This is a genomic window from Streptomyces paradoxus (assembly GCF_014202475.1).
GTDB classification, from domain to species: domain Bacteria; phylum Actinomycetota; class Actinomycetes; order Streptomycetales; family Streptomycetaceae; genus Streptomyces; species Streptomyces paradoxus.
The window spans coordinates 1-14,188 of sequence record NZ_JACHGV010000028.1; the positions used below are offsets into that span (position 1 = coordinate 1).

Consider the following 14,188-nt stretch of genomic DNA (forward strand, 5'->3'; position numbering starts at 1 on the left):
GGTGGTCCGGGTGAGCGGATGTATCGCACGGGGGATCTGGCCCGTTGGGATGCGCGGGGTCGTCTGGTGTTCGTGGGCCGGGCGGATGAGCAGGTGAAGATCCGTGGGTTCCGGATCGAGCCGGGTGAGGTGCAGGCCGTCGTCGCCGGCCACCCGCAGGTGGCCCAAGCCGCGGTCGTGGTCCGTGAGGACGTGCCGGGCGACAAGCGTCTGGTCGCCTACGTGGTGCCGGTGGAGGGTGAGGGCGCCGATCTGCCTGAGTCCGTGCGGGTGTTGGCTGCCGGCCAGCTGCCGGGGTACATGGTGCCGTCGGCGGTGGTGGTCCTGGAGGCGCTGCCGTTGTCGGTGAACGGGAAGCTGGACCGCAAGGCGCTGCCCGCTCCGGAGTACGCCACCGGTTCCGGCCGCGGGCCTTCCACGGTCCGCGAGGAGATCCTGTGCGCGGCGTTCGCCGAGGTCCTCGGCGTGGACGGGGTCGGTGTCGATGACAGTTTCTTCGCTTTGGGCGGTCACTCGCTGCTGGCGATCCGGCTGGTGGAGATCCTGCGCACGCGTGGAGTGTCGGTTTCGGTGCGGGCGCTGTTCCAGTCCCCGACGGTGGCGGGGCTCGCTGCCGCGGCGGGGGCCGAGCAGGTCGAGGTGCCGCCCAACGCCATCCCGCAGGGTGCGCGGGCGATCACACCCGACATGCTGCCGCTGGTCGACCTGAGCACCGACGAGATCGAGCGGATCGTCGCCACCGTCGAGGGCGGCGCTGCCAACGTCGCCGACATCTACCCGCTGGCCCCTCTCCAGGAAGGTCTGCTCTTCCACCACCTCCTCGCCGACGGCGGCGAGGACGCCTACGTGACGCCCACAGTGCTGGAGTTCGACACCCGCGAGCGGCTCGACGCCTTCACCGACGCCCTCCAGCAGGTCGTGAACCGTCACGACATCCTGCGCACCGCCATCGCATGGGAAGGCCGACTGCGCGAGCCGGTGCAGGTCGTGTGGCGCAACGCCCAGCTCGCCGTCGAGGAGGTCGAGCTCGACGACCGGAGCGCGGACCCGGTGCGGGAACTGCTGTCCACGGTGGGTCTCTCCATGAACCTGGACCGGGCTCCGTTGGTCGGACTCCACACGGGCTGTGTCGCGGACGGTCGTTGGCTGCTGCTGATCCGCGTGCACCACATGATCCTGGACCACACTGCCCTGGAAGTGGTGCTCGACGAGGTGGCGGCGGTGCTCGCCGGGCGGGCTGCGGAGCTGCCGGAGGCGTTGCCGTTCCGCACCTTCGTCGCGCAGGCACGTGCCGGGCTGGAGAGCGGGAAGCACGAGGCGTTCTTCGCCGACCTGCTGGGGGACATCGACGAACCGACCACCCCCTATGGGCTTTTGGACGCCTACGGGGACGGCATGGACTCGGCCGAGGCGAGCCTTGAGTTCTCGCCGGAGCTTTCCGGGCGGGTGCGCGACGCCGCGCGGCGGCTCGGCGCGAGCCCGGCCACGGTGATGCACCTTGCGTGGGCGCGGGTCCTCGCGGCGGTCAGCGGCCGCGACGACGTGGTCTTCGGCACCGTCCTGTTCGGGCGCATGAACGCCGGCGCCGGCGCGGACCGGGTGCCCGGCCTCTTCATGAACATGCTGCCGGTTCGGGCGCGCCTGGGCGACGGTACGGGCGTCCTCGATGCGGTACGGGGCATGCACGGTCGGCTCGCCGCGCTCCTCGAGCACGAGCACGCGCCGCTCGCCCTCGCCCAGCAGGCCAGCGCGGTGGCGGGAGACGCCCCCCTCTTCACCTCGATGCTCAACTACCGTCACAACGCTGCCGGGAGCGCGGACGACACGCCGGCCGGCGGCATGGAGGGGACGCGCCTGGTATTCAACCGGGAGCGCACGAACTACCCCCTCGCGGTCGCGGTCGACGACGACGGAGACAGTCTGGGGCTGGTCGTGGACGCGGTGGCGCCGGTGGACCCGGCGGTGGTCGCTTCGATGCTGCGGACCGTCACCGAGAACCTCGTGGCCGCTCTCGAATCGACCCTGGACGGCGCAGCAGAGCCGCCACTGAGCACGGTGGACGTCCTGGACGCGGACGAGCGGCGACGGCTGCTCACCCAGTGGAACGACACCAGGGCCGAGGTGCCGCGGGCCACGCTCGTGGAACTGCTCGAGGCGCAGGCTGCCCGGACTCCGGACGCCGTGGCGATCGTCGCCGACGGGGTCGAGACGTCGTATGCGGAGCTGGACGCGCGGGCGAACCGACTGGCTCGCCACCTCGTCGGCCGTGGCGTGGGCCCGGAGACCGTGGTAGCGGTGTGCCTGGAGCGCGGCGTCGACCTGGTGGTGGCGCTCCTCGGCGTGCTGAAGTCGGGCGCCGCGTATCTGCCCATCGACCCCGAGTACCCGGCCGAACGCATCGCGTTCACCCTGGCCGACGCGCATGTGGCGTGTGTTCTGACCGGAACGGCGCTGACCGGGCGTCTTACGGGCTTCGAGGGAGCAGGCGCCGAAGTGCCGGTGGTCGCCCTGGACGATCCGGCGGTGGTCGCCGAGACGGCAGGGCTCGCCGGCGGGCCGCTGGCCGTGGCCGAACGGGCCGGACGGTTGTCCCCGGAGCACCCGGCGTACGTGATCTACACATCGGGATCCACCGGGCGCCCCAAGGGAGTGGTGGTCGAGCACCGGTCCCTTGTGAACTTCCTCCACTCCATGCAGCGGCGCTTCGTGCTGGGCGCGGACGACCGGTTGCTCGCGGTCACCACCGTCGGCTTCGACATCGCCGGACTCGAGCTCTACCTCCCGCTGCTGAACGGTGCGCGCGTGATCCTCGCAGCGGCGGACGCCGTACGGGACCCGCGGGAGCTGCGTGCGCTGATCCGGTCCTCGGGGGCGACGATGCTCCAGGCCACGCCGAGCCTTTGGCACGCCCTGGTGCCCGGGTCCGGTGACGGCGGCGGGGACGCGCCGGTGGACGTGTTGGCCGGGGTGCACGCGCTGGTCGGTGGCGAGGCGCTGCCGGGCGAGCTGGCATGCACCCTGTCGGCCCGGACGGCATCGGTGAGTAACCTGTACGGCCCGACCGAGACCACGATCTGGTCGACTGCCACGGAGGTGGCGCCCCACTCCGACGGTGTGTCGTCGATCGGTACCCCGATCGGAAACACGCAGGTCTACGTGCTGGACTCGACGCTGGCTCCGGTGCCCGCCGGGGTGCCGGGTGAGCTGTACATCGCGGGCGCGGGTCTGGCCCGTGGCTACCTGGGCCGTGCGGGCCTGACCGCGGAGCGGTTCGTGGCCTGCCCGTTCAGTGCGGCGGGCGATCGGATGTACCGCACCGGCGACGTGGTCCGCTGGTCGGCGGAGGGCACCCTCGAGTTCGTGGGGCGCGCCGACGACCAGGTGAAGGTGCGCGGTTTCCGGATCGAGCTGGGCGAGATCGAGGCCGTCGTCGCCGCACACGAAGCGGTCGGTCGGGCCACGGTCGTCGTACGCGAGGACGTGCCCGGGGACAAGCGCCTGGTGGCGTATGTGGTGCCCGTCGGCCAGGGGGCCGACCACGCCGGCCTCGCCGCTGCTGTACTGGACGTCGCCGCCGTATCCCTGCCCCAGTACATGGTGCCGTCGGCGGTGGTGGTCCTGGAGGCGCTGCCGCTGACGCCGAACGGGAAGCTGGATCGCAAGGCGCTGCCCGCTCCGGAGTACGCCACCGGTTCCGGCCGCGGTCCCTCCACGGTCCGGGAGGAGATCCTGTGCGGGGTGTTCGCGCAGGTGCTCGGCGTGGACGGTGTCGGTGTCGATGACGACTTCTTCGCCCTGGGTGGGCATTCGCTCCTCGCGGTGCGCTTGGTGAGCCGGGTGCGGTCGGTGCTGGGAGTCGAGCTGTCGTTGCGTGCGCTGTTCGAAGCGCCGACGGTGGCCGGGCTGGCAGCCCGCGTCGGCGATGCCGACCGGGCGCGGGTCGCCCTGACGGTGCAGGAGCGTCCGGAGCGTCTTCCGCTGTCGTACGCGCAGCGCCGTCTGTGGTTCCTCGGCCAGTTGGAAGGGCCGAGCGCCACCTACAACGACCCCGTGGCGCTGCGGCTCAAGGGCGCGCTGGACACCGCGGCGCTGGATGCCGCGCTGCGGGACGTCATCGGCCGCCACGAGGTGCTGCGCACGGTCTTCGCCACCGCCGACGGCGAGCCCTACCAGCACGTCATGGGCCTCGACGAGCTCGGCTGGGAACTGACCGAGGCCCAGGTGGCACCCGCGAAGCTGGCCAATGCACTCGCCGATGCCGCCGGGTACGCCTTCGACCTCTCCCACGAGGCGCCCCTGCGCGCCTGGCTGTTCGGCACCGGGCCCGACGAGCACGTCCTGATGGTGACCGTCCATCACATCGCCGGTGACGCCTGGTCCATGGCGTCGCTGGCTCGGGACATCTCCACCGCCTACGAGGCGCGCTGTGCGGGCCGGGCTCCCGAGTGGGAACCGCTGCCGGTGCAGTACGCGGACTACGCACTGTGGCAGCGCGAGCTGCTCGGCGACGAGCGGGACCCGCAGAGCGTGATCTCCCAGCAGATGGCCCACTGGCGGGACACCCTGGCCGGTGCGCCCGAGGAGCTGGACCTGCCGACCGACCACGCGCGGCCCGCGACGCCGAGCCACCGTGGGCACCGTGTACCCGTGGAGATCACCGCCGAGACGCACGCGCTCCTGGCGGAGGTGGCCCGGGCCGAGGGCGTGACGCCGTTCATGGTGCTCCAGGCCGCCTTGGCGATGCTGCTGTCCCGCATGGGTGCGGGTACCGACATCCCCGTCGGGTCGCCGGTCGCAGGACGCACTGACGAAGCCCTCGACGACCTCGTCGGCTTCTTCGTCAACACCCTGGTGATCCGTACCGACCTCGCGGACGACCCTACGTTCCGTCAGGTCCTGTCCCGGGTGCGGGAGACCAGCCTGGCGGCGTTCGCCAACCAGGACGTGCCGTTCGAGCGCCTGGTCGAGGAGCTGTCCCCGAGCCGCTCCATGGCCCGACACGCACTCTTCCAGGTCATGCTCACCCTTCAGAACGCCGCCGCCGGGACGCTCGACCTGCCCGGCCTCGACGTCGAGCTGCTGCCGGCCGGGGCATCGGTGGTGAAGTTCGACCTCGACGTGATCCTCGCCGAGGAGTTCGACGCCGACGGCGCACCGGCCGGTGTCCGCGGCACGATGACCGCAGCGGCGGACCTGTTCGACGCCGGTACCGTCGCCCGGCTCGCCGCGCGCCTGGCCCGCGTCGTGGAGCTGCTCGTCACCGACCCGGAGCGACGGCTCAACGCCCTGGACGTGCTGGACGCCGACGAACGCCACCAGGTCCTCACGGCGTGGAACGACACGGCCGTCGATGTCCCGGTCGGCACCGTGCCGGACCAGTTCGCCGCACATGTGGCCGGCACGCCCGACGCGGTCGCCGTCGTCTCCCACGGCACGGAGATCTCGTACGCGGAGCTGGATGCCCGTGCCAACCGCCTGGCGCGCCACCTCGTGGCCCTGGGCGTCGGTCCCGAGGCCGTCGTCGCCGTGGCACTGGAGCGCGGTACCGAGCTGATGGTGTCGCTGCTCGCCGTCCTCAAGGCCGGTGGCGCCTACATGCCGATCGATCCGGAGTACCCGGCCGACCGGATCGCGTACATGCTGGCCGACGCGGCGCCGGTGGCGGTGCTCGCCGCGCGGGGCACCGTCGCCGCCCTGCCGCCACAGGCGGCCGCCACGGTGGTGCTGCTCGATGAGCCCGAGGTGGCAGGGGCCCTGGAGACGCTGCCGGCCGGCGAGTTGAGCGACGCCGAACGGCGGGCGCCGCTGAGGACCGCACACCCCGCGTATGTCATCTACACGTCCGGATCCACGGGCCGGCCCAAGGGCGTACTGGTCTCCCACGCGGGCGTGGCCAGTCTGGTGGCGGGCCACATCCGGTACCTCGGCGTGGGCTCGGGGCACCGCGTGGGGCAGTTCGCGTCGGCGAGCTTCGACACCTTCGGCTGGGAGTGGTTCATGGCGCTCCTCTCCGGGGCCGCCCTCGTCGTGGTCCCGCAGGAGCGGCGCCTTGGCACGGCGCTGCCCGAGTTCCTCACCGCCCAGCGCGTCACGCACGTGACGCTGCCGCCCGCCGTCCTGGCCACCCTGGACGAGACGTCGATCAGCACGGACACCGTGCTCACCGTGGCGGGCGAGTCCTGCCCGCCGGAGGTGATGGCGCGCTGGGCGCGGGGCCGCGTGATGTTCAACTCCTACGGCCCGACCGAGACCACGGTCGATGCCACCCTGTGGCGTTGCGACCCCGCGGCCGCCGAGGTGGCCATCGGATCCCCGGTGGCCAACACCCAGGTGTACGTCCTCGACGAACACCTCACCCCCGCACCGCCCGGCGTGAACGGCGAGATGTACGTGTCCGGCACCGGACTGGCCCGCGGGTACCTCGGGCGCGCAGCGCTCACCGCGGAACGGTTCGTGGCGAACCCGTTCGGTCCGGCCGGTTCCCGCCTGTACCGCACCGGCGACCGGGCCCGCTGGACCCCCGAAGGCCGACTGGTCTTCGCCGGCCGCACCGACGACCAGGTGAAGATCCGTGGCTTCCGTATCGAACCCGGCGAGATCGAGAACGTGCTGGCCGGGCACGCCTCGGTGACCCAGGCCGCAGTGGTCGTCCGTGAGGACACCCCGGGTGACAAGCGCCTGGTGGCCTACGTCGTGCCTGCCGACGGTGCGACGACGGCCCAGCTGCCCGCGGCGCTCGCCGCCCTCGCCGCCGAACACCTGCCCGAGTACATGGTTCCCGCGGCGATCGTCGTCCTGGAGGAGCTGCCGCTCACTGCGAACAAGAAGCTGGACCGCAGGGCGCTGCCCGCCCCGGAGCTCGCCGCCGGGAGCACGGCGGGCCGCGCCCCGGCCGACCCTCGCGAGGAAATCCTCTGCGCCGTCTTCGCCCAGGTCCTCGGCGTGGAGAGCGTCGGCGTCGACGACGACTTCTTCGCCCTCGGCGGCCACTCCCTGCTCGCGGTGCGCCTGGCCAGCCGGGTGCGCGCGGTCCTCGGGGTCGACCTGGAGATCCGGGAGCTGTTCGATTCGCCCACCGTGGCCGGGCTCGCCGCCCGCCTTGCCGGAGAGGGAACCACCCGGGTGGCGCTGAGGGCGCAGGAGCGACCGGAGCGCCTTCCGCTGTCGTTCGCGCAGCGCCGCCTGTGGTTCATCAGCCAGCTGGAGGGCCCGAGCCCCACTTACAACATCCCGATCGCGCTGCGCCTGACGGGCCAGGTGGATCGGGAGGCGCTGAACGCCGCGCTGTGCGATGTGCTCGGCCGCCACGAGGTGCTGCGCACGGTGTTCGCCACCGCCGACGGCGAGCCGTACCAGCACGTCCTCGACCCTGAGGGGCTGGGGTGGCAGCTGCTCGTCGATGACGTTGCTCCGGCGGACGTGGATGCCGCGGTGGCCGAGGCGGCGGAGTACGCGTTCGATCTCTCCTCCGAGGTTCCCTTCCGTGCCCGGTTGTTGGTCGTGGGGCCGCAGGAGCACGTCCTGGTCGTGGTGGTGCACCACATCGCCGGTGACGGCTGGTCGATGGGTCCGTTGGCGCGGGATGTGTCGGTGGCGTACGAGGCGCGGTGTGCGGGCCGGGCTCCGAAGTGGGAGCCGCTGCCGGTGCAGTACGCGGACTACGCGCTGTGGCAGCGTGACCTGCTCGGCGACGAGGACGACCCGGACAGTGTTCTCTCCCGTCAGGTCGCCTACTGGCGTGAGGCACTGGCCGGTGCGCCGGAGGAGCTGACGCTGCCCTACGACCGGTCCCGCCCCGCGGTGGCCGGTGGTCGGGGGCACCAACTGCCACTGGAGATCCCGGCGGAGGTCCACGCGCGACTCGTGGAAGTGGCGCGGGCCGAGGGCGTGACGGTGTTCATGGTGCTCCAGGCGTCCTTCGCCGTGCTCCTCCACCGTCTCGGTGCCGGAACGGACATCCCCATGGGTCTTGCGAGTGCGGGCCGTACCGACGAAGCCCTCGACGATCTCGTCGGCTTCTTCGTGAACACGCTGGTGCTGCGCGCGGACCTGTCGGGTGACCCGACGTTCCGTAAGCTCCTGTCCCGGGTGCGGGAGGCGGGCCTGTCCGGCTTCGCGCACCAGGACGTGCCCTTCGAGCGTCTGGTCGAGGAACTCGCCCCTACCCGCTCGCTGGCCCGGCACCCGCTGTTCCAGGCGATGCTCACCCTGCAGAACAACGCCGACGCCGTCGTGACCCTGTCCGGTGTACGCGCCGAGGGAGTGCCCGCGGCGGCAGCGGTGGCCAGGTTCGACCTGGACGTCAGCGTGGCCGAGACCTTCGACGCCGACGGTGCACCGGCCGGCTTGAACGGTCTCCTCACCGTCGCCGCGGACCTCTTCGACCGGACCTCGGGCGAACGGCTCGTGGAGCGCTGGGTACACGTCCTGGACGCGCTCACCACCAACCCGCGGACGCGGCTGAGCGCGGTGGACGTGCTCGGCGAGGCCGAGCGGCGCCGGGTGCTCACCGAGTGGAACGACACGGCGGCCGAGGTGTCGTCGGTGCCGGTTCCTGAGCTGTTCGAGGCGCAGGCGGCCCGTACCCCTGATGCGGTCGCGGTCGTCGCCGACGGCACGCCGATGTCCTACGCGGAGCTGGACGCCCGCGCCAACCGGCTTGCGCACCACCTGGTGGGCCTGGGTGTGGGCGCGGAGTCGGTGGTGGGCCTGTGCCTGCCGCGCGGCGTGGACATGGTCGTCGGGATCCTCGCGGTGTGGAAGGCGGGGGGTGCGTATGTGCCACTGGATCCGGAGTATCCGCTGGAGCGGCTGGAGTTCATGCTCGCCGACAGCGGCGCCCGGGTGGTCGTCGGCCCCCGCGACGTGGCAGAAGGTCTGTCCACGGCCGGTCAGGTCGTCCGGCTCGACGATCCGCAGGTCGCGGCGGAACTGACCGGGCTCCCCGCCACCGCGCCGGCTGTGGACGTCACCCTCGGCGGACTGGCTTACGTCATCTACACGTCCGGGTCCACGGGTGTGCCCAAGGGAGTCGCGGTCTCCCACCGCTCGCTGGCCAACCTGGTGTCGGTCTTCGGGCCGCTCATGGAGGTCGGACCCGGCGTCGGGGTGCTGCAGTTCGCCTCGTTCAGCTTCGACGCGTCCGTGCTGGACGTGGCGGTGACGCTGGGCAGCGGTGGCTCGCTGGCGGTGGCCAGTGCCGCTGAGCGGGCGGAGCCGAAGCTGCTGCGGGCTCTGGTGAAGTCGGCGGGAGTGCGGTCCGCGAGTGTGGTGCCGTCACTGCTGGGTGTACTGGAGCCGGGTGACCTGGCGGGTGTCGGGACGCTGGTGGTGGGCGCGGAGGCGATCGACCCCGGTCTTGCGGCCGTGTGGGCGCAGGGCCGGCGCCTGGTGAACACCTACGGTCCTACCGAGGCCACCGTGATCGTGGCGACCGGGCTGGTGGACCCGGAACGCGAGGGGACGGTGCCGTTCGGCTCGCCCGCGGCGAACTCCCGCATGTTCGTGCTGGACGGGAAGCTTGAGCCGGTGGCGCCCGGGGTCGTGGGTGAGCTGTACGTGGCGGGCGCCCAGTTGGCCCGTGGGTACCACGGCCGCCCGCATCTGACGGCCGAGCGGTTCGTGGCGTGCCCGTTCGCTGCGGACGGGTCGCGGATGTATCGGACCGGGGACCTGGTCCGATGGACGGTGGATGGTCAGCTGGTGTTCGTGGGCAGGGCGGACGAACAGGTGAAGCTGCGAGGTTTCCGCATAGAGCTGAGCGAGGTACAGGCCGTGGTGGCCGACCACCCGCAGGTGGCTCGGGCCGCGGTGGTCGTGCGGGAGGAAAGTCCTGGTGACAGGCGTCTGGTCGGCTACGTCGTGCCCGTCGACGGCCACTCCGAGGGCGCCGGTGACGCCGGCCTTCACGTAGGGATACGGAAGTTCGTGGCCCAACGGCTCCCCGCGCACATGGTGCCGTCGGCGGTGGTGGTTCTGGAGGCGTTGCCGCTGACGGTGAACGGGAAGCTCGACCGCACGGCGCTGCCCGCTCCCGAGCACGCCTCGGTGAAGGCGGTGGGACGCCGCCGGCCGACGACACCGCAGGAGGAGCTGCTCTGCGCCGTCTTCGCCGAGGTCCTGTCGCTGCCGGAGGTCGGAGTGGACGACGACTTCTTCGAACTCGGCGGTCACTCACTGCTGGGTGTACGGCTCGTCAGCCAGATCCGGGCCGTCCTCGGTGTCGAGGTGGAGATCCGAACCCTGTTCGATGCGCCGACGGTGGCAGGGCTCGCACAGCAGCTTGGAAAGAAGAAGTCAGCTCGGCCGGCGTTGCGGCCCATGCGTAACCAGGGGGATTCCTGATGTTTCCGTTGTCATTCGCGCAGCGCCGTCTGTGGTTCATCGAGCAGCTCGAGGGGCCCAGCCCCACGTACAACATTCCGATGGCCCTGCGCCTTTCGGGCCGGGTGGACACCGGGGCGCTGGATGCCGCGCTGCGGGACGTGATTGGCCGCCACGAGGTGCTCCGGACGGTGTTCGGGGTGGCCGAGGGCGAGCCGTACCAGCGGGTCCTCGACCTCGCGGACGTCGCATGGCAGCTCCACGTCGTCGACCTGCCCGCCACCCAGGACGGGCCGGCCGCCCTCACCGCGGCGGTCGCCGGGGCCGCTGCGCAGCCGTTCGACCTGTCGGCCGAGATTCCGGTCCGCGCCTGGCTGTTCGCGACCGGGACCGACGAGCACGTCCTGCTCGTGGTGGTGCACCACATCGCCAGCGACGCCTGGTCGGGCGGGCCGCTCGCCGGCGACCTCGCCGCCGCCTACGAGGCGCGCTGTGCGGGTCGTGCCCCGCAGTGGGAGCCGCTGCCGGTGCAGTACGCGGACTACGCCTTGTGGCAGCGCGAACTCCTCGGCGACGAGGACGACCCGGACAGCGTTCTCTCCCGTCAGGTCGCCTACTGGCGCGAGACGCTGGCAGGCGCACCGGAGGAGCTGCGGCTTCCCTCCGACCACCCGCGGCCCGCGGTCGCCGGCTACCAGGGACACCGCGTGCCGCTCGAGATACCCACCGAGGTGCACGCGCGTCTGGTGGAGCTGGCCCGCGCCGAGGGCGTGACGCCGTTCATGGTGCTCCAGGGCGCGCTGGCGGTGCTGCTCTCCCGTCTGGGCGCGGGCACCGACATCCCCATCGGATCGGCGAACGCCGGACGCACCGACGTGGCCCTGGACGACCTGGTCGGCTTCTTCGTCAATACGCTGGTGCTGCGCACGGACCTGTCCGGCGACCCGACGTTCACCGAAGTCCTCGGCCGGGTGCGGGAGACGGGCCTGTCCGCCTTCGCGCACCAGGACGTGCCGTTCGAGCGTCTGGTGGAGGAGCTGGCACCGCCCCGTTCTCTGGCACTCCACCCGCTCTTCCAGGTGATGCTCACCCTCCAGAACACCGCAGCGGTCTCCCTGGAGCTGCCGGGCGTCCGGGTCACCGAGGCGGAGGAGGAGCTGGCAGCCGGCGCCTCGGCCGCGAAGTTCGACCTGAACCTGAGCGTCGAAGAGACCTTCGACGCCCAGGGCGCCCCCGCAGGGCTGCGCGGTGTGCTGACCGCCGCGGCCGATCTGTTCGAGTCCGCCACCGCCGGCCGGCTCGCGACGCGTTTCGCGCGCGTGCTGGAGACCGTGACCGCCGACCCGCGGCTGCGGATGAGTGCCGTGGACGTACTCGACGGGACCGAGCGGCGGTTGGTGCTCACCGAGTGGAACGACACCGCGATCGAGATTCCCGCCGGTACGGTGGCGACCCGCTTCGAGGAGCAGGCCGCCCGCACGCCGGAGGCGGTGGCGATCGTCGCCGACGGCACGCCGATGTCGTACGCGGAGCTGGATGCCCGCGCCAACCGGCTCGCGCACTTCCTCATCGGTCAGGGTGTGGGCGCGGAGTCGGTGGTCGGCCTGTGCCTGCCGCGCGGTGTCGAGACCATCACCGCGATCCTGGCGGTCTGGAAGGCAGGGGCCTGCTATCTGCCCACCGACCCCCGGCAGCCCGCCGGGCGCGTGGCGTTCATGCTTGCCGACAGTCGTGCCACGACCCTTCTGACCACCCGTGACCTGCTCGAAGGCCCGGCGGCCCAGGCGCCGTCCACGCTCGTCCTGGACGACGCCGAGACCACCGTCGGCATCGACGCGTGCGCGGCGACCGCGCCGCGGCAGGACCGGGAGCCGGACGCGCTGGCCTACGTCATCTACACGTCCGGCTCCACGGGCACGCCCAAGGGCGTGGCCGTACCCCACTGGTCGCTGGCCAACTACGTGTCCACTGTCCCCGGCCGAGTGGGCCTCGGCGCAGCGGGGGACAGGTACGCCCTGCTCCAAGGGCAGGCCACCGACCTGGGCAACACCGTGGTCTTCGCGAGTCTGACCACTGGCGGTGAACTGCACATCCTCGACGAGGACGCCGCAACCGACCCGGCAGCGGTGACCGCGTACCTGGCCGAGCACGCCATCGACCATGTGAAGGCGGTTCCCTCGCACTTGGCGGCCCTGGCCGGTGCCGGGGACGCGGCAGCCGTGCTGCCGGCCAAGTCGCTGGTCCTGGGCGGCGAGGCCGCCTCGCCCGTGTGGGTTCGGGACCTGCTGGCGGTCGCGGGCGACTGCGCCGTGTTCAACCACTACGGCCCGACCGAGGCCACCATCGGTGTGACCACGACGCGTCTGACGCCCGAGAGCGTGCCCGGCGCCGTCGTCCCGATCGGCGCACCGGTCGCGAACACTCGTGTGTATGTGCTGGACCGGTGGTTGTCTCTGGTTGCGCCGGGTGTGGCTGGTGAGCTGTATGTGGCGGGTGCGGGCCTGGCGCGTGGGTATGTGGGCCGTGCGGGTCTGACCGCGGAGCGGTTTGTGGCCAGCCCGTTCGGTGGGCCGGGTGGGCGGTTGTATCGCACGGGTGATCTGGTGCGGTGGAATGCCGACGGTCAGCTGGAGTATCTGGGCCGGGCGGATGAGCAGGTGAAGATCCGTGGGTTCCGGATCGAGCCGGGTGAGGTGCAGGCCGTCGTCGCCGGCCACCCGCAGGTGGCCCAGGCTGCGGTCGTCGCCCGCGAGGACGTGCCGGGTGACAAGCGTCTGGTCGCCTACGTGGTGCCGACTGAGGGTGTGGATGCAGGTGAACTGGTGCAGGAAGTACGCCAGTTCGTCATGGGCCAGCTGCCGGAGTACATGGTGCCGTCGGCGGTGGTGGTCCTGGAGTCGCTGCCGCTGACGCCGAACGGGAAGCTGGATCGCAAGGCGCTGCCCGCTCCGGAGTACGCCACCGGTTCCGGCCGCGGTCCCTCCACGGTCCGCGAGGAGATCCTGTGTGCGGCGTTCGCCGAGGTGCTCGGCGTGGACAGTGTCGGTGTCGATGACAGTTTCTTCGCTTTGGGCGGTCACTCGCTGCTGGCGATCCGGCTGGTGGAGATCCTGCGCACGCGTGGAGTGTCTGTTTCGGTGCGGGCGCTGTTCCAGTCCCCGACGGTGGCGGGGCTTGCGGTGGCGGCGGGGGCCGAGCAGGTCGAGGTGCCGGCGAATGCGGTTCCGGAGGGTGCGCGGGCGATCACGCCGGAGATGCTCCCGCTGGTGGATCTGACCGTTGAGGAGATCGATCGGATCGTTGCCACGGTCGAGGGGGGAGCGGCGAATGTCGCCGACATCTACCCGCTCGCTCCGTTGCAGGAGGGTCTGCTCTTCCACCATCTGCTTGCCGACGGCGGCGAGGACGCGTATGTGACCCCGGTGGTGGTGGAGTTCGACTCCCGTGAGCGGCTCGACGCCTTCACCGACGCCCTCCAGCGGGTCGTGGACCGGCATGACATCTACCGGACCGGGATCGTGTGGGAGGGCCTGCGCGAGCCGGTGCAGGTCGTACGGCGCAACGCCCGACTGCCCGTCGAGGAAGTCGAACTCGACCCGCGTGGTGCCGAGCCGGTCGAGCAGCTCCTGGCCGTCGGCGGCTTGTCGATGGACCTGGAGCGGGCCCCGCTCCTCGGACTGCACATCGCCGCCGAGCCCGCCTCCGGCCGCTGGCTGGCCCTCGTTCGGGCGCACCACATGGTGCGCGACCACACGGGTCTGGAGTTGCTGCTCGGCGAGGTGGAGGCGTTGCTGGGTGGTCGGGGTGGGGAGTTGCCGGAGGCGTTGCCGTTTCGTGGTTTCGTCGCGCAGGCGCGTGGTGGTGT

Annotated in this window: 2 protein-coding genes; both read left to right on the forward strand. The window is 71.7% G+C overall.

Going from position 1 to position 14,188, the window contains the following annotated elements; all coding sequences use genetic code 11:
- Positions 1-10,344 (forward strand): non-ribosomal peptide synthetase (locus tag HNR57_RS38990; RefSeq protein ID WP_184568152.1); only part of this gene is annotated, 10,344 nt, incomplete at its 5' end.
- On the forward strand, positions 10,344-14,188 hold a 3,845-nt coding region (locus HNR57_RS38995; RefSeq protein WP_184568154.1), incomplete at its 3' end, for a non-ribosomal peptide synthetase. The genes HNR57_RS38990 and HNR57_RS38995, both read left to right, overlap by 1 nt.